The 15,881-nt window shown below is 38.7% G+C and carries 22 protein-coding genes; 17 read left to right on the top strand and 5 right to left on the bottom strand.

Translation table 11 applies throughout. From position 1 onward, the window contains the following. The coding region (locus tag ACP3VS_RS19620; protein WP_426389725.1) for an IS3 family transposase at positions 1–83 on the top strand (83 nt) is incomplete at its 5' end. 38 nt (positions 84–121) lie between these two features. On the opposite strand, the gene ACP3VS_RS19625 is transcribed toward ACP3VS_RS19620, so the two are convergent. Then, complete coding sequence (locus ACP3VS_RS19625) at positions 122–364, bottom strand: helix-turn-helix domain-containing protein (protein WP_198695178.1); 243 nt, start codon at positions 362–364, stop codon at positions 122–124. 113 nt (positions 365–477) lie between these two features. On the opposite strand from ACP3VS_RS19625, the gene ACP3VS_RS19630 reads away from it, so the two are divergent. Further along, entirely contained in the window at positions 478–618 is a 141-nt protein-coding gene (locus tag ACP3VS_RS19630) for a hypothetical protein (protein ID WP_198695180.1), read from the top strand. A gap of 627 nt (positions 619–1,245) precedes the next feature. Here ACP3VS_RS19630 and ACP3VS_RS19635 read toward each other — a convergent pair. Continuing rightward, on the bottom strand, positions 1,246–1,725 hold the full coding sequence (locus tag ACP3VS_RS19635; RefSeq protein WP_198695182.1) for a hypothetical protein: 480 nt from the start codon (positions 1,723–1,725) through the stop codon (positions 1,246–1,248). A gap of 200 nt (positions 1,726–1,925) precedes the next feature. On the opposite strand from ACP3VS_RS19635, the gene ACP3VS_RS19640 reads away from it, so the two are divergent. Continuing rightward, entirely contained in the window at positions 1,926–2,117 is a 192-nt protein-coding gene (locus ACP3VS_RS19640; RefSeq protein ID WP_198695184.1) for a hypothetical protein, read from the top strand. Positions 2,118–2,270: 153 nt separating this feature from the next. After that, entirely contained in the window at positions 2,271–2,705 is a 435-nt protein-coding gene (locus ACP3VS_RS19645; RefSeq protein WP_198695185.1) for a helix-turn-helix domain-containing protein, read from the top strand. 362 nt (positions 2,706–3,067) lie between these two features. Here ACP3VS_RS19645 and ACP3VS_RS19650 read toward each other — a convergent pair whose 3' ends face one another. Both ACP3VS_RS19650 and ACP3VS_RS19655 read right to left on the bottom strand, forming a co-directional pair. Then, the gene (locus ACP3VS_RS19650) at positions 3,068–3,235 is read right to left on the bottom strand and encodes a hypothetical protein (RefSeq protein ID WP_198695187.1); all 168 of its coding nucleotides are present in this window, start codon (positions 3,233–3,235) and stop codon (positions 3,068–3,070) included. Between the two features lie 68 nt (positions 3,236–3,303). After that, a complete protein-coding gene (locus tag ACP3VS_RS19655) occupies positions 3,304–3,501 on the bottom strand; it encodes a hypothetical protein (protein ID WP_198695239.1) in 198 nt (65 codons plus the stop codon). Between ACP3VS_RS19655 and ACP3VS_RS19660 the strand changes: the two genes are divergently transcribed. From ACP3VS_RS19660 to ACP3VS_RS19670, 3 genes are all read left to right on the top strand, one after another. Next, on the top strand, positions 3,458–3,799 hold the full coding sequence (locus ACP3VS_RS19660; protein WP_198695190.1) for a phBC6A51 family helix-turn-helix protein: 342 nt from the start codon (positions 3,458–3,460) through the stop codon (positions 3,797–3,799). The genes ACP3VS_RS19655 and ACP3VS_RS19660 overlap by 44 nt on opposite strands. Before the next feature lie 281 nt (positions 3,800–4,080). Further along, on the top strand, positions 4,081–4,656 hold the full coding sequence (locus ACP3VS_RS19665; protein ID WP_198695192.1) for a recombinase family protein: 576 nt from the start codon (positions 4,081–4,083) through the stop codon (positions 4,654–4,656). Between the two features lie 216 nt (positions 4,657–4,872). After that, positions 4,873–5,232 (top strand): hypothetical protein, encoded by a 360-nt coding sequence (locus ACP3VS_RS19670; protein WP_198695193.1) that lies wholly within the window; start codon positions 4,873–4,875, stop codon positions 5,230–5,232. A 134-nt stretch (positions 5,233–5,366) separates the two neighbouring features. Here the strand turns inward: ACP3VS_RS19670 and ACP3VS_RS19675 are convergent, their stop codons facing one another. After that, positions 5,367–6,602: an IS110 family transposase gene (locus ACP3VS_RS19675; RefSeq protein WP_198695195.1), complete on the bottom strand. Its 1,236-nt coding sequence runs from the start codon at positions 6,600–6,602 to the stop codon at positions 5,367–5,369. A gap of 625 nt (positions 6,603–7,227) precedes the next feature. On the opposite strand from ACP3VS_RS19675, the gene ACP3VS_RS19680 reads away from it, so the two are divergent. The 10 genes from ACP3VS_RS19680 (at position 7,228) to aroH (ending at position 15,872) form a co-directional block, all read left to right on the top strand. After that, positions 7,228–7,539: a hypothetical protein gene (locus tag ACP3VS_RS19680; protein ID WP_198695198.1), complete on the top strand. Its 312-nt coding sequence runs from the start codon at positions 7,228–7,230 to the stop codon at positions 7,537–7,539. Between the two features lie 119 nt (positions 7,540–7,658). Then, entirely contained in the window at positions 7,659–7,811 is a 153-nt protein-coding gene (locus ACP3VS_RS19685) for a nucleoside-diphosphate kinase (protein ID WP_198695235.1), read from the top strand. 276 nt (positions 7,812–8,087) lie between these two features. Next, positions 8,088–9,236, top strand: a complete 1,149-nt coding sequence (locus ACP3VS_RS19690) for a thiolase family protein (protein ID WP_426389695.1) — start codon at positions 8,088–8,090, stop codon at positions 9,234–9,236. A 15-nt stretch (positions 9,237–9,251) separates the two neighbouring features. Further along, the gene (locus tag ACP3VS_RS19695; protein WP_012293640.1) at positions 9,252–10,019 is read left to right on the top strand and encodes a 3-hydroxyacyl-CoA dehydrogenase; all 768 of its coding nucleotides are present in this window, start codon (positions 9,252–9,254) and stop codon (positions 10,017–10,019) included. A gap of 69 nt (positions 10,020–10,088) precedes the next feature. Next, positions 10,089–11,714, top strand: coding sequence for a long-chain fatty acid--CoA ligase (locus ACP3VS_RS19700; RefSeq protein WP_012293641.1), 1,626 nt, complete (start codon positions 10,089–10,091; stop codon positions 11,712–11,714). Between the two features lie 126 nt (positions 11,715–11,840). After that, entirely contained in the window at positions 11,841–12,071 is a 231-nt protein-coding gene (locus ACP3VS_RS19705; RefSeq protein WP_031417976.1) for a hypothetical protein, read from the top strand. Positions 12,072–12,155: 84 nt separating this feature from the next. Then, positions 12,156–12,932 (top strand): CheR family methyltransferase, encoded by a 777-nt coding sequence (locus tag ACP3VS_RS19710; RefSeq protein ID WP_031417978.1) that lies wholly within the window; start codon positions 12,156–12,158, stop codon positions 12,930–12,932. Positions 12,933–13,230: 298 nt separating this feature from the next. Beyond that, the gene (gene aroC / locus ACP3VS_RS19715) at positions 13,231–14,412 is read left to right on the top strand and encodes a chorismate synthase (RefSeq protein ID WP_012293643.1); all 1,182 of its coding nucleotides are present in this window, start codon (positions 13,231–13,233) and stop codon (positions 14,410–14,412) included. Between the two features lie 3 nt (positions 14,413–14,415). Next, the gene (gene aroB / locus ACP3VS_RS19720) at positions 14,416–15,507 is read left to right on the top strand and encodes a 3-dehydroquinate synthase (protein WP_012293644.1); all 1,092 of its coding nucleotides are present in this window, start codon (positions 14,416–14,418) and stop codon (positions 15,505–15,507) included. Continuing rightward, complete coding sequence (gene aroH / locus ACP3VS_RS19725) at positions 15,504–15,872, top strand: chorismate mutase (RefSeq protein ID WP_012293645.1); 369 nt, start codon at positions 15,504–15,506, stop codon at positions 15,870–15,872. Before aroB ends, aroH begins: the two co-directional genes overlap by 4 nt. The last annotated feature ends 9 nt before the right edge of the window (positions 15,873–15,881 follow it).

Here is a 15,881-nt window from a genome sequence, read left to right on the forward strand (position 1 = left end):
ATTATTACAACACGAAACGTATGAAGGCAAAATTAAAAATGAGTCCGGTGCAATACCGAACTCATTTTATCCAAGCTTCCTAAATCAAAATAACCGTGTCTAACTTTTAGGGGTCACTTCACTATTCGGCGTCGTCTTTTTCTTCGTCTACTTCTACAAAATCTATTATCTCAGTTATATCATCAATTCCAAATGTTTCAGCAATTCTCTCGATATGCCCGAAGTTGATGTTTTTTCTCTTACCACTTTTCAATTCGCTTAGTGCTGCGTGTCTTATATCGCATTTCTCTGCTAACTTTCTTAATGAACCTACCTTGTACTCTTTAATCAAATAATCAATCTTAACCACTACTTGTTTAGCCATTTAAAAGTCCTCCCAAAATATACTTGACGTTACGCAATAGCGTACCATATAATGATAGCGGAAATGGTACTTAAAAGCGTACCGAAATAACACTATGGAAGGCGGAATGTGAAATGTTTACGACGTTAGACGAGGGCAAATGGTTAACAGACAATGAAGTTTGGTCAGTGGAGTATCAAATTGTATCGTTTGAAAAAGAAGGCGTATTCTCAACGTCTTATCAGGTGTTTGTGAAGCGACGTAACTGTAGGTAGGATTATACAGTTCCTACGACACCAGTTCCGTTATACGTACAGGAAATGATTGACGACACTATTCGTAAGTGCAAACGTTTAATAGCAGAGTATACGAAAAAAGTAGCCGACTAAGCAGCAGAGATAGTTATCGCAGATAGTAGTGACTATTTAAATAACTACGAGGCTGTTTCAACAGAGAAATGTGCTTGGAGAACGATTGTAATGCGTTTAACAAATAAGGCACTTAAAACAATTCCGATTTTGAATCATATGCATGTAGTTTGTTCAGACTTTTATCGTGCTGATGGTCAGGAGTTAGTGATTGGGGGTATTCAAGCGTGAAACAAGGAGTTGCGCTTAAGGCGTCAGCACAGTCGTTTGAGCGTGAATATAAGAAGGTGTACATTAAGTTACTAACGAAAGCAACTGTCGATACAGCAAAGTAGGTAGACGCATATTTTTGAGGTGAAGAAGGAGAACTTAGAGTGTGGTACTACGGTACAACAGCGTTTTCTATCGCAATAGCTTTGTTTATATATGTAATGATGTAAATACGTCATTCCGATTAAATACTCACTCGCGCCTACGAGTTGAGCTGTCCGTTTTGCACCAACAATGGTAGTTGAAGGCTGGGTGCGCCAACGCCTAGCTTTTCTTATTATTCTTCAACTGATTCTTTGCTTCATCCATAATGGCTGTAATTACTTCTTCCTTCGTTAAATTAAAATCATTACCGCCATATTGAAATTCATCTACCATGTCACTTATAATGAACCATTTTTTTAGGTCTTCTGGGTAATCAATATCTCGAATCACTGAATTTATATCATAGACTATTTCAAAAACGTTCTTCTTATCTTGTAGTAATTTTTCAGATAACTGCACAATGTTATATCTAGCACACTCTTCATATGATGGTTCTTGCAACTCCATCTCACTTAGTGCTCTTCTAAAGTAATCTTCTACCTCAAAAATATTAAGTGGTTCTCTTAGAGAGGCTAAGATATTTAAAGAAAACGATGAACAATTATCTTCCAACATGGTGAAAGCCCAATTAATATAATCCACAGACTTAATATCCTTATGATTTTGATATTTTTTATAAAATAATTGTAGAGTATTCATAGTACATCACCTCTAACATTTTTTATTTATTATACCAAACAGAAACAGTTAAATAATAACAATTTATTGAAACGTTCTTGCTTAAGGAGTGAATACCTAGCACCTTCATTTCGCCTTAGTAGCCGTGGCTAAAAACGGTTTTAGATCATAGGTTAATGTATTTATCACCTAAAGCCTTTCAACGCTAAATTAATGGAGGAATGCACGGTATGAGTACTGCAACAGGCATCATAAATATCCAACGAAAACTATTCGAAAAGACTGGACGTAAAACTGACGCACATTATAGCGAAGGTCAAGGCGCTCTTTATGTATTTATGGGCGAACCTTTAACTGTCACTAACGTAATTTACTCAGCGCCCGAAATGGAACTTTTGATGCACGCAATATAATTTTTCCGAAAAGTGGTCCCAAACACAGAGGTTTTAGTGTGCAGTGTATAGTAGGACGGAAATTATCAGAAATATGTCCGAAACTGAATTTTCATTCGGGTATATAAAGTAGGGGCAATTTTACCAGAAGTGTTAATGAAGTAAAAATTTACCGTGCAGTATATAGTAGGAGGTAATTTCGTCGAACAACCGACGTTCACATATAAAAATACAACAGCTAAAGGAGACGATTTTATGGAGGAACAAAATCAGACAATTGATGAACAAAAAGTATTGCCTTTTAAATACGATGCTGGATGGACTGGAGTTCCTAACGCGATATTCGAATTATATTCATTTCATCCGAAGTTTACAGGCGCAACACTTCGAGTCTATCTTTATTTACTACACCGTTTTAATCATACAGAGGGGTACGCTTGGCCAACGCAGGATCAAATAGCAGATGCATTATGCGTGAGTAGGAGTACCGTAGTGACTGCTATCAGCACGTTAAAAGAATTAGATTTAATCTTAGTAAAGCGTAATCCTACTTATGATAATGACGTGTACTTCTTCAAGCCGTCCCATTACGAATCGTACAGCGTTTGATCACAGGTTTCCCGAGGCCTTAGCGAAACGAATTAAACATGAAAGGTCACGTCTTGCTGATATTCAACAAAGACATGAGCGTAAACAGGCATTTGAAAAGATACAAGCTGCAGCCAAAGATGGGTTGTTATGATGCTCATATTTTACGATGTGTAATTATTACTTTGCAGTGGTTCGCAGATGTAAGTATATGTTTTGCCTGAACGTGTTCGCTATTGAAGGCGATAACTTACGCGTTAGCAAATCAAAGCGAGTAGATAGCCGATTCTGCTGCGATACATGTCGCAAAGCCTCGCATGAATCGAAAAAACGATTCGATAGAACAGGCTCGTATTTACCGATTGAGTATTATTTGCCTTTATCTAGTGAGTCCATACTCTGTCTGCTAAGAAAGCTAAGTTATGTGCGCCGATTTTTTCGTCTGTAATATTGACTTTTGATATATCTAAGTCGTCAGGTAATTTTTCTTTTAATAGATTATCTTCCTTAATCACTGCTGTTCCATCTTCTTGGTAATAAATTTCAATCATACATTATCGTCTCCACTCGTTTTTTATTTACGAAAATATAAAAGGCGGTACTAAGTCCGTCCTAATCGTTATTCCATTACATTTGTCCCTGCCATACCTGCAAAAGTTTGTACTGTTCCGTCGAGAATATCAACAGCTTTTTCTGGCTCGTTAATGTGATTTGCGATAGAGCCAATATACGTTTTAATAGTGTTATGCTGAGGCGTACCCTCACGGAATAATTTGATATTCTCACCATCGCTAAAGTACGCTAGGATATCATTCACAGATATCGCAAAAGAGGTAGGGGGTTCTGACCTTTCACTACGTAAATGGCGCCAATTACCGGCGATGCTTGAGTATAAATCAGCAGTCACAGCTACGTATTTAACTGACAGTCGTACTCGTATTATGCAAGCGCTAGTACGCGAGTGTGAGGCGGGTAATGCCTCGATGATGAAGCTATATATGCAAACGGAGGGTATGCTTATTGACCATGCGGAACTAGACGTTAAAACGCATGCGGTAGATGAAGCTGCGGTTGCTGCACAGTTAGCTCGTATTAAACAAGGGCTAAATCGTTGATATATAAGCGTTTTAGAGCGGTAAAGTATTAAATTGGCGGTGGTTGGCTTCGGCTGCCGTCTTTTTTGCGTTGAGGATTCCGTTTACTTCCGAAATACGAGAAAACGTCGGGCAGAAGGCGCTGGCGGACGAGTGGTACTTCAAAACAAATCGAAGTCTGACAATTTACATCCTTGTATTTGGTATCGTAACTTAAAAAGAATTGACACCGTTTAGACGATGTAGTATTATCAACGTATAGAACGGTATCGTAACTCGGTATCATTTAAGAGGCGGATGAAATGACTAAATACGGATACGCTAGGGTATCAACGCAAGGACAGGATTTACAGGCGCAAATCGACCAGTTAAAGGCGGAAGGTTGCGAAGTTATTTACAGTGAAAAGTTTACTGGTACGACGACGGAAAGACCGGAGTTCGATAAGCTACTGGCGATCCTTAACGAAGGCGATACGTTGGTAGTAACTAAAATGGATCGTTTTGCGCGTTCTGCTACTAAGGGTAGTGACCTAGTACAAACTTTACTAGACCGCGGTATTAAGGTACACATACTCAATATCGGGCTACTCGATAATACATCGGCATCTACACTAGTACGTAACATTTTCTTTGCCTTCGCACAGTTTGAACGCGATATGATTGTAGAACGATTAAACGAAGGTAAAGCGGTAGCAAAGCAGCGTGAAGGTTATCGCGAAGGACGTAAACCGACGTATACTAAGCAACAGCTAGACCACGCTATGAAGTTGAAAGAAATACATAGCTTTACGCAAGTTGCGGAATTGACGGGCATTTCAATTGCTACACTGAAAAGAGAAAGCGCAAAACGTAAAGCTAACGAAGCGATCAACGATTAATGTTGGTCGTTCTTTTTTGCGTTGAAAGTGCGTGACCCCCCCAAAGGCCTCGATTCTAACAGGCGCTTTCTGCTGCACAGACCTTACATACAACTTTTTTGTTTTGGAAAAATAATGGATAATTCCCTAGAAGATTGTTACTATTCAACTAACGGTGCAGAAAAGTTTATTAATCTAACTAGATTTTTATGGTAAAATTTTAGCGGGGTGAGGGATTTGTTCAAAGAAGTAAGAAACTTTATTAATAATTTATCTAAAGGGACTAAATTTGTTTCTTTAGGCGTAATCATAATTTTTTTGAGTATACTTATTGTGGATTTTTCGTTTATATTTTTCTCGATATGTTATTTGCTAGGAGTATTATTAATCTTTATCAGTAAATTCATTGGTATAGAGAAGTTTAGTAAAAACGTAATCGGAGAGATAACTTCAAGTTTTGGATTAGTATTGATTATGTTAGGGATATTTGCACCTCTGGGAATTAATCCTAACTTTTATTATGGTACGTTAATAGGGCTTTTATTTATGTTAATTGGAACAATATTAAAGAGTTTAGGGAAGAAAAAAAGTTATTAAACTAAACCAGCTAATAGATTGTCAATAAAAATCTTTTAAAGTGAAAAACACTTCATGCTATACTAAAAAGTGCAACTCAAATAACCCTCCGAATTCAATTTGAAACGTTTTTGTTGTATTTGAAAATGCTGTTACTATATGGTTTCTTGGAATGGTGTTTTCATTTTTAACATGGCATAAATCCAGTTTAAAAGCTTATTTGCACAAGCAATTATAGCTACTTTATATGGTTTGCCTTCTTCTCGTTTTAAATCATAGAACGATCGTAATCGCTTATTTCGCGCTATAGTTTCAGGAGTTGTTTTCTTTTTTCGACTATCTCGAATAGAACAACGAACGGCTGTAAAAAGCATGTGACGAAGCCTAGCTGAGCCCCGTTTAGTAATGTGATTTTTCGTGCTTTTAAAGCGTCCTGATTCAAATACACTTGGATCTAGTCCCGCAAAAGCCACCAACTTTTTCGGATGATTAAACCGATCAATTTCTCCGATTTCTGAAATAATCGTGGCAGCGATTTTTTCACCTATACCGGGAATTGATTGGAGTAATTCATATTCTTCAAGTTGTGCCGCTAACTCATCAATCTCACGCTCCAACGTAGAAAGTTGTTGGTGGTACACTTGAAGTAAATCAATATACATATTCAAACTGACTAGAAGACTTTGATAAAGCGTTGATTGAAATGGATTGCGCTCTGCAGCTCCGATTAATTTTTCCGATTTTTCAAGCGCCCAATTAAACGAACATGCTTTGCAATGTGTATCAATGAATTGTGCGATTTCTTCAACATCTGCTTCTAGTACTGATTCAGATGTAGGGAAGGACTGTAAAGTCCTTAATGAAATCTCAGCGTACAAATCACCAAAAACTCCTTTGTACTCAGGGAATATTTGATCTAATATGGCTTGAAATTGAAGCTTAGTTTGAATCATAATTCCCGTCATATTTTCATTTTGCCTTGTTAGATGCCGAAGGTTCAATAACTGAACACCACGCTTTTTCTGAGGCTCTAAATCCTCCTTGTAATACAGTTCGCCTAAGTGATAAGCATCAATGGCATCTGTTTTGGTTTTTCGTAAGCTAGAACTTTTTGCTCGGTAAGATACCAGTGGATTTACGATAATGGCAATGTATTCTCTTGCTTCTAAAAACTGAACAACTGGGGCATGATAGTGTCCTGTTGATTCCAAAACAACAGGTGGTTTCACCCCAGTTTGACGCTCTAAATCTAATAAATAAGAGTGTAACTCTTCAAGTCCTTCCACCGTATGCTCAATTTTCACACTGTTTTTATAGGGCACTTTTTTATCCAAGAACATTTGAACCTGACTTTCACCTTTTGCGACATCCAGACCTACAACTGGATTCATAAATTATCTCCTCCTTATGAAGTGGATTGACCAGTAACCTCTATCTACCTTGTTATTCATATCTTCGCGTGTTATACGGGATTCTTTTATCCCAACCAGCCTAATCATGTGTTAACAAGTAGAGGGCGAACAGTTTAGTTATCGGGATCAAGTCCCACGGGTGCTTCCGTTCTGCTCCGGCTACTATCAATCTATAAATTGAATAAAAAATAGTCAACCAGATTTCTCCGGTTGACCTTATAATACGATCGGGTGCTTTAGTTTAATATTCGAGTTATTTTTAAACTCGGGCGGTCAATCGCAAACCATCGGGATTCAGCGCTGTCAGACGCATCGAGAATCGTTGAATCGGATAGTTGATTGTCTCGAATCGTCTGAATGTTGTTTATTTATAGGTTAGATATGTTATTTATTCCGATTTTAGGAATAATGTTGTCGGGATTTATCTTGCGTCAGTTTTACGTCATAGTGATTTCTCCGTAATATAACAATATCGCAAAGTGCTACCGAATAATATCGGACGACTTTCCTTTGTTTTTTGTCGAATCTATTTCAAATAATTTAGCGGATATTTATAAAAGTATATTTACGTTAGAATAGCGAAGTGAAAGCGAGATGATTAAAAATGTGGGAAAAAGATTCGTTTACTATTGGAGAGATTATGGAGGAGTTGAATTTAACGGATGGTCAAATTCGCATAATTCTTAGTAAAATGCAGGATCGTGTAGACTTTAGCGAGAAGTTACTTAATGGGGAACGTAGATTAAATAATCTAGAGGTAGCCGTAATTGAATTTGTATATGCACGTACTAATAAAGAGCGAGTGCAAGATGACGCGTGTAATTTAGCGGTTTCTATTTTTTATCGAGATAATAAACCAATAATAATAAAGGAATATCTAACGTCGGAAATTGAACGATTGGAAAAAATCAAATAAGTTTTATTGTAGAGCGTGTTGATAGTAGTGTATATTTGAATCGTAGAGGGTAAAACCAAGTATGCCTCACGTACAATTCGATTATTATAACCAACATACTAATCTGATAATATCCGGTAATAAATTTTATATCCGATAAGAATAACGAGAACCCAGGTACAATCCGTGGTGACTATGCAACAACGGTTTCTCACAACATCATCCACGGTTCTGACTCTCTTGCTTCTGCAGAGCGCGAAATCGCTTTATTCTTCGGTGAAGATTTAGTTTAATTTCGAATAGATTAGGCAATCTCAATATAATTGGGGTTGCTTTTTTTATTGCTTAAAAAATGGAGATGGATAGTATCGTGGAAATACGATAGTGGTAAAATGCATGCTCCTTCTTATTAGCTAAAATATTAATTTATTTCTAGAACCGTCTAGAATTGTTAAAAACTACTTACTCATGTACAATAAAAGATGTAATATTCTGATAATTAAATTGGGTATATATTAATAGTCTTGTCAATAAACTGTGAAGGATGACGAAGAAAAGGGGTAATGGAGATGAGAGAAGTGGTGATTGTTGCAGCTGTGCGAACGGCTGTGGGGCGAAGGAAGGGAGCATTAAGTCATGTTCGAGCGGATGATCTGGCAGCTGATGTGTTACAGGAGGCTGTACAAAGAGCAGGCATAACTAAAGAACAGGTGGATGATGTTATTTTAGGTTGCGTAACACAAACAGCAGAGCAAGGGGGAAATATTGCACGGACGGCCCTGTTAATGGCTGGATTTCCTGATAGTGTGCCAGGGGTGACCATCGATCGTCAATGTGGTTCGAGCCAGCAAGCCGTGCATTTCGCAGCACAAGCCATTTTAGCAGGAGATATGGATGTAGTTATTGCTGGCGGTGTGGAAAGTATGTCTAGGGTTTCTATGGGGACTAACATGCAAAATGCTCATTTAGGTAATCGCTTACAGGAAAATTATAATATTATACATCAGGGGCTATCAGCAGAAAAAATAGCCGAAAAATGGTCATTATCAAAAGAGCAGCTCAATAGTTATGCCTATGAGAGTCATCAACGCGCACTAGCAGCCATTGAAGCAGGGTATTTCAAAGATGAAATCCTACCAATTGAAGTAATCCAAGAAGATGATACTGTAACAACCGTTGGTAGGGATGAGGGTCCTCGTGCTGAAACTACTGTTGATATTTTAAATAGTTTAAAAACTGTTTTTCAAGAGGATGGCGTGATTACGGCTGGTAATGCGAGTCAGATGAGTGATGGGGCATCCGCAGTAGTGGTTATGGCTTTGGATAGAGCGCAGGAACTCGGTATTCAGCCACTCGCTAAAATTATTACAAGAGTTGTTGTGGGTTCTGACCCGACATTGATGTTAACAGGGCCAATCGAAGCGACTCGAAGGGCGTTAGAACGTTCTGGCCTGAAGATAGAGGATATTGATACCTATGAGGTCAATGAAGCCTTTGCACCAGTGCCACTTGTTTGGTTGCAGGAAATTGGTGGGGACCCAAAGAAACTCAATCCAGATGGGGGAGCAATTGCACTAGGACATCCATTAGGGGCTACCGGAACAAAATTGTTAACGACTTTGCTCTACCGCATGGAGCGAGAGAATTACCGATACGGCTTACTAGCTATTTGTGAAGGTATGGGAATGGCTAATGCTACGATTATTGAAAAAATGTAAGGGGGGATATGGGCAATGAGGAAGCATGATGTAGTAGCAGTAGTAACAGGTGGTGCATCGGGTTTAGGAGAGGCGACTGTTCGCCAAATCGTCGAACAAGGTGGCAAATCCATCATCTTTGATGTGAATGATGAACGTGGACAAGCTATAGTAGAGGAATTAGGGCAACATGCACTCTATGTACGAGTAGATGTTACAAAGGAAGAGGATGTAGCAACAGGTCTTGAGCAAGCCATAGCAGCATTTGGCCCTATTAATGTTGCAGTGAATTGTGCAGGAATTGCGGATGCGAGCAAAATAATTTCCAAGCGAGGTGTTCATGCACTTGGTTTATTCGAAAAAATAATAATGGTTAATTTAATTGGTACATTCAATGTCATCCGTCTAGTTGCTGAGAAAATGCAGCTAAATGAGCCAAATGACGATGGTCAGCGCGGCGTTATCATTAATACGGCATCCGTAGCAGCATTTGATGGCCAAATTGGACAGGCTGCCTATAGTGCATCAAAGGGTGGCGTAGCAGCGATGACACTACCAATTGCACGTGAGCTCGCCGCGTTTGGTGTGCGTGTGATGACTATTGCTCCTGGTTTAATTGAAACACCGATGTTTGCTTCTTTACCAGAACCTGCAAGGATGGCTCTTGCGCAAATGACACCATTCCCTAAACGGCTTGGCAAGCCGTCAGAATATGCACTTCTTGTAGAAAGCATTATCCAAAATGGTTTGTTAAATGGTGAGGTCATTCGCTTGGATGGAGCCATTCGTATGCAGCCTAAGTAAATCTTTTTATCTGTAGTGGCAGTCAGCCTCGGTTGTTTCAAAAATTTGTCAGCGAAGGGGAGCGGTAACATGCATATGATGGATACGCCTTTATTATTAACAAGTTTTTTGAATCGAGCAGAACGATTTTTTCAGTCAAAGAAAATATATTCGCGCACAAGTGCTACGACAATTCATGAATTTACGTATAAAGAATATGTCAAACGAACTCGTCAATTAGCGGATGCTCTCACAAAATTAGGTATGCAGCAGGGCACGAAGGTTGGGACATTTGCTTGGAATCATCATCGTCATTTAGAAGCCTATTTTGCTGTACCTTGTGCAGGAGCAGTTCTTCATATGATCAATATTCGGTTGGCACCTGAGCACATTATCTATGTCATTAATCATGCAGAGGATGAAATATTATTAATTGACGACAATTTAGTACCCCTTATTGCACCATTTGTTTCACAGCTGAAAACGGTTAAACACATTATCATTATGGGTGATGCTGTGGCACTTGAATCTATCCCCATTCCAAATGCTTTGTCCTATGAGGCATTAATTGCAGATGCTAATGAGCATTTCTCATTTCCAGATGATTTAGATGAGAATACACCTGCAGGTATGTGCTATACAAGTGCAACGACTGGTATGCCGAAAGGAGTAGTTTATACACATCGCAGTATTGTCCTTCACAGTTTAACTGCTGGGCTTGCAGATAGTATTGCTATTTGTGAATCAGATGTTGTACTACCTGTTGTACCAATGTTTCATGCTAATGCATGGGGATTCCCCTTTGCTAGTGTAGCCTTTGGTGCCACACAGGTATTACCTGGTCCAATGTTTACGCCACAGCTTTTACTTGAGCTTTTTGATGTGTACAAAGTAACCTTGACGGCAGGTGTACCCACTATTTGGCTGGGCGTTTTACAGGAGCAACGTCTAAACCCTCGTGACCTATCGTCTATGCGGTTAATTGTTTGTGGAGGTTCCGCCTCACCTATTGGTCTTGTAAAGGGCTTTGAGGAAGAGTTGAAGATTCCTTATATGACTGGGTACGGCATGACAGAAACCTCTCCACTTGTAAGCTTATCAACGTATTTAACCCATATGCAGGACTATACGGCTGATGAAAAAATGCATGTTCGCATTACCCAAGGGATGACAATGCCACTTCTTGAGACTCGTGTTGTTAATGAAAATGGAGAGGTGCCATGGGATGGTAAAACGATGGGAGAACTAACGATACGAGGTCCGTGGATTGCAAATGAGTACTATCAGGATGAGCGTACCGATGAAGCTTTTAAGGATGGTTGGCTTTATACAGGGGATATTGCGGTAATGACGCCGGATGGTTATATAAAAATTACGGATCGTACAAAGGATTTAATTAAGAGTGGCGGTGAATGGATTTCGTCAGTTGAGTTAGAAAATGCCTTGATGTCCCATCCAAAAGTCTTTGAAGCCGCTGTTATTGCCATCCCACATGAGAAATGGCTGGAACGCCCTTTGGCGTGCGTAGTGCCAAAGCCAGAATACAAAAATTCTATTTCTAAAGAGGAACTAATCGAAAACTTACAAGCGCAATTCCATAAAACATGGATACCAGATGATATTGTTTTCATTCAGGAGGTACCAAAAACATCTGTAGGTAAGTTTTTGAAGGCGAAATTGCGAGAAGATTTAAAACATTACCGTATACAAGTTTAGTCCTGTAGCTAGAATGAAGGTAGTGAAAAACTACCTTCATTTTTTAAATTGAAATAAATTTCTGGAAAGTGAAACTATTTTTTCTATTTTGCCGTATAATTTTAGAAACGAAAGGATGTGGATATATTGTCAATTGCCATTGTAGCGATTATTGGTGGGGTTATTATTTCTTTAGCAGGAATTTTTACAGATTCCCGTACAAGACAGCAAAAAATAAAATTAAAGGCTATCGAAAAAGAAGTAGAATTAGAAAAGCTGCGATTAGAAACCTATACAATTGAAACGGAAAAAATGCGCCTTGAATTAGAACAGTCGAAGGTGCTACTATTAGAGGAAAAACAAAACTCAAACAAGTAGACGAGTATACATGAGAAAGACTATTTCAGGATTGTCTCTTTTCAGCTATAATGGAACTACGACGCTAGAGGGGAAGATGACCATATGTCTGATTATGAACAGTTTATAGAAGGTATCAAGCGCAAAACAGGAATAGATTTAGCGTTATATAAAGAAGCGCAAATGAAAAGACGATTAACCTCACTTTATGAAAAAAAAGGTTATCGAAATTTTGTTGACTTTCTAAGGGCACTTGAACAAAATCGTGATTTAATGAATGAGTTTTTAGATCGTATGACGATTAATGTTTCTGAATTTTATCGTAATGGCAAGCGTTGGGAAGTATTGCAAAAGAAAATATTACCTAAGCTATTACAAACTAATAAGCGTTTAAAAATTTGGAGTGCTGCTTGTTCAACAGGAGAAGAGCCGTATTCATTAGTAATGGTCTTATCTCAATTAGTGCCTTTATCTCAAATTCAAATTATTGCTACTGATTTAGATGAAAATGTCATTCAAAAAGCGAAATTGGGTGTCTACCCAGAGCGCTCCTTAGCTGAAGTGCCAAATGACATTAAAGCTAAATGTTTTGAACAAGAAGGATCCTTCTACCGCGTGAAAGATGAGATTAAGCGTTGTGTGACCTTTAAAAAACAAAATTTGCTCAATGATACCTATGACAGCAATTATGATTTAATAGTTTGCCGCAATGTAATGATCTATTTTACGGAAGAAGCCAAAGATCAAATTTATAACGATTTTAGTAAAGCATTACGCAAGGATGGCATATTATTTGTAGGATCGACAGAGCAAATTTTTAATCCATCTCGTTACCAATTTGAAGTAGAGGACACATTCTTCTATCGGAAAAACAGTTTATAATATGAATGAAAAGCTTGTACAAATGACTGGTTTCATCATGTACATATAGTAACTAAAGCATTAACATAGATAATTCGTACGCTTTTCGCTTATCCTAAGCAAAGGCGTATTTTTTATAAATTTTAGCACTTCACTTCAGTAGTGTAGTAATGTTTTATGCAAGTCGTTCAGAATATTCGCATATAGGTTGTGTAAATAGTATGAACTTAAAAGACATTTGCAAAAGGACTGTTTTTTTAAAGAATATATGTTATAGTGAAAAATACATACTTTAGCGAGTTGAAGGGAGAAAGCGTTTATGCGTTACTTAACAGCGGGTGAGTCACACGGCCCCCAACTAACAACAATTATTGAAGGTTTACCATCACTCTTACCTATTACTGCAGAAAAAATTAATCACGATTTAAAGCGACGTCAAGGAGGTCATGGACGTGGTCGACGCATGCAAATTGAAACAGATACAGTAGAGATTGTCGCAGGCGTTCGTCATGGACAAACACTTGGATCACCTGTCGCTCTAGTTGTAGCCAATGATGATTGGAAGCATTGGACGAAAATTATGGGTGCTGAGCCATTAGCAGAAGATGTAAATCCTGAGGATATCAAACGGCAAATTTCACGACCTCGTCCGGGCCATGCAGATTTAGTTGGAGGCATGAAATACGGACACCGTGATTTGCGAAATGTATTAGAGCGTTCTTCAGCTCGTGAAACAACTGTACGTGTAGCAGTCGGCTCTGTAGCAAAGGCTTTATTAAATGAATTAGGTATTTCTATTGTAGCGCATGTTACGGAGATTGTCGGAATTAAGGCTGATACCTCCTTAGTGGAAGGGAAAACAGTCGATGAAATTCGTGCCATTGTGGAAGCGGACCCTTGCTATTGTGTAGATCCAGTGGCATCTGCAAAGATGGTAGATGCGATTGATGAAGCAAAAAAAGCTGGGGATTCTATCGGTGGAGTTGTTGAAGTCATCGTAGAAGGTATGCCAGCAGGTATAGGGTCTTATGTACACTATGATCGTAAGCTCGATGCTAAGTTAGCGGCGGCAATGCTTTCTATTAATGCATTTAAAGGGGTAGAATTTGGGCTTGGTTTTGAGATGGCTCGTCGCAAAGGCTCTGAAGTTCATGATGAAATTATTTGGACGGAAGAAGAAGGCTATACTCGTGCGACCAATCGACTTGGTGGCTTAGAGGGTGGTATGTCTACGGGCATGCCAATTGTTGTACGAGGTGTAATGAAACCAATTCCAACATTATATAAACCATTACAAAGTGTGGATATTGAAACAAAAGAGCCGTTTAAAGCAAGTGTAGAGCGTTCGGACAGCTGTGCGGTACCAGCTGCATCAGTTGTAGCGGAGCATGTTATTGCCTGGGAAATAGCGACTGTTATTTTGGAACAATTCCATAGTGACCAATTACCACAATTAAAAGCTCAAATTGATGAACATCGTCAATATACGAAGGGGTTCTGATATATGCGTGTTCCAGTTGCAACAAAATCACATCATTATGAGGTTCTACTTGGCCATCGTTTTCTAACTGAAGCTATTCAAACATATGCGGATCAGCTAAATAAAGCAGATAAGTTTTTTGTCTTTACAGATGCTCATGTATGGGAGGCTCAGGGAGACTATTTCAAGGCAAATTTCCCATATGATTTTGAAGTATTTATTTTGCCTGGTGGCGAAGCATGCAAAACCTTTGAGCAATATTATGCAGCTCAAACTTTTTTACTTGAGCAAAAATGTTCTCGGAAATCATTTGTTTTTGCTTTTGGTGGAGGGGCTGTTGGTGATTTAACGGGATTTGTTGCAGCAACCTATATGCGCGGAATTCCGTTTATTCAAATTCCAACAACTATTTTGGCGCATGATTCAGCCGTAGGTGGTAAGACGGCTATTAACCATCCATTAGGAAAAAATATGATTGGCGCATTTTATCAGCCGGAAGGTGTTATTTACGATACAGTTTTTTCTGAAACCCTACCTGTACGCGAAATTCGTTCAGGAACAGCTGAGTTAATCAAACATGCGATGATTTCTGATTCAGCATGGTTAGAGGAATTAATGGCAGCAGATTCCGTGATGCATTTTAATCAGCAGGAATTAGCGATGCAGCTAAAAAAGGGAATTGAGGTTAAGGCAAAAATTGTCGCAGAGGATGAAACAGAGCAATCTGTTCGAAAGTTTTTAAATTTGGGCCATACATATGGACATGCGATTGAAGCGGCTGCAGGCTACGGCAAAGTCGCTCATGGTGAGGCAGTCATGATTGGTCTTGTGTATTGCTTATTATTGAGTGAACGTTATGGGGAGCTCAATCGTCCATTTACTAAAGCATTTTTACAATTTGCAGTTAAAAATGGCTATCCTTTTGAGGCAGTAAATGACTATACATTCGAACAATTAACAAGTTATTTAATGAAAGATAAAAAGACAGAATATGGAATTTTGCAATTTGTTTTATTAGAAAAAATCGGTAAACCGTTTGTGCGGGCAATTGATTTAAAAGAATGCAAAGAAGTAGATGCCGAATATAGAGAGTTATTAGCGGAGGTGCTTGTATGATTCGTGGACTTAGAGGAGCAATTACAATTGAATCTGACAAGCCAGAGCTTGTATGGGATGAGACAGCAAGATTAGTGCGTGAGGTTGTGGCAGCAAATAATGTAGAAATAGATGATATTGCTTCCATTTTGATTTCTACTACGCCTGATATTACCTCAGCATTTCCTGCTCGGGCAGTCCGATTGATGGAAGGGTGGCAATATGTTCCAGTGATGTGTACACATGAAATGGATGTACCGAATGCCCTACCATTATGTATTCGAGTATTAATTCATGCGAATATAGAGGTAGCCCAAAAAGATGTTAAGCACTTGTATCTCAATGATGCAGTGAAATTAAGACCAGATTTAGCACAAGCTAAATAAGTAGAGGAG

Source organism: Lysinibacillus sp. VIII_CA, from assembly GCF_049943995.1.
Taxonomy (GTDB): domain Bacteria; phylum Bacillota; class Bacilli; order Bacillales_A; family Planococcaceae; genus Lysinibacillus; species Lysinibacillus pinottii.

Excerpts from the sequence above, each read along its gene's own strand:
- ACP3VS_RS19625 (WP_198695178.1), bottom strand. The coding sequence starts at position 364 with ATGGCTAAACAAGTAGTGGTTAAGATTGATTATTTGATTAAAGAGTAC.
- ACP3VS_RS19630 (WP_198695180.1), top strand. The coding sequence starts at position 478 with ATGTTTACGACGTTAGACGAGGGCAAATGGTTAACAGACAATGAAGTT.
- ACP3VS_RS19635 (WP_198695182.1), bottom strand. The coding sequence starts at position 1,725 with ATGAATACTCTACAATTATTTTATAAAAAATATCAAAATCATAAGGAT.
- ACP3VS_RS19640 (WP_198695184.1), top strand. The coding sequence starts at position 1,926 with ATGCACGGTATGAGTACTGCAACAGGCATCATAAATATCCAACGAAAA.
- ACP3VS_RS19650 (WP_198695187.1), bottom strand. The coding sequence starts at position 3,235 with ATGATTGAAATTTATTACCAAGAAGATGGAACAGCAGTGATTAAGGAA.
- ACP3VS_RS19665 (WP_198695192.1), top strand. The coding sequence starts at position 4,081 with ATGACTAAATACGGATACGCTAGGGTATCAACGCAAGGACAGGATTTA.
- ACP3VS_RS19675 (WP_198695195.1), bottom strand. The coding sequence starts at position 6,602 with ATGAATCCAGTTGTAGGTCTGGATGTCGCAAAAGGTGAAAGTCAGGTT.
- ACP3VS_RS19680 (WP_198695198.1), top strand. The coding sequence starts at position 7,228 with ATGTGGGAAAAAGATTCGTTTACTATTGGAGAGATTATGGAGGAGTTG.
- ACP3VS_RS19690 (WP_426389695.1), top strand. The coding sequence starts at position 8,088 with ATGAGAGAAGTGGTGATTGTTGCAGCTGTGCGAACGGCTGTGGGGCGA.
- ACP3VS_RS19695 (WP_012293640.1), top strand. The coding sequence starts at position 9,252 with ATGAGGAAGCATGATGTAGTAGCAGTAGTAACAGGTGGTGCATCGGGT.
- ACP3VS_RS19700 (WP_012293641.1), top strand. The coding sequence starts at position 10,089 with ATGCATATGATGGATACGCCTTTATTATTAACAAGTTTTTTGAATCGA.
- ACP3VS_RS19710 (WP_031417978.1), top strand. The coding sequence starts at position 12,156 with ATGTCTGATTATGAACAGTTTATAGAAGGTATCAAGCGCAAAACAGGA.
- aroC (WP_012293643.1), top strand. The coding sequence starts at position 13,231 with ATGCGTTACTTAACAGCGGGTGAGTCACACGGCCCCCAACTAACAACA.
- aroB (WP_012293644.1), top strand. The coding sequence starts at position 14,416 with ATGCGTGTTCCAGTTGCAACAAAATCACATCATTATGAGGTTCTACTT.
- aroH (WP_012293645.1), top strand. The coding sequence starts at position 15,504 with ATGATTCGTGGACTTAGAGGAGCAATTACAATTGAATCTGACAAGCCA.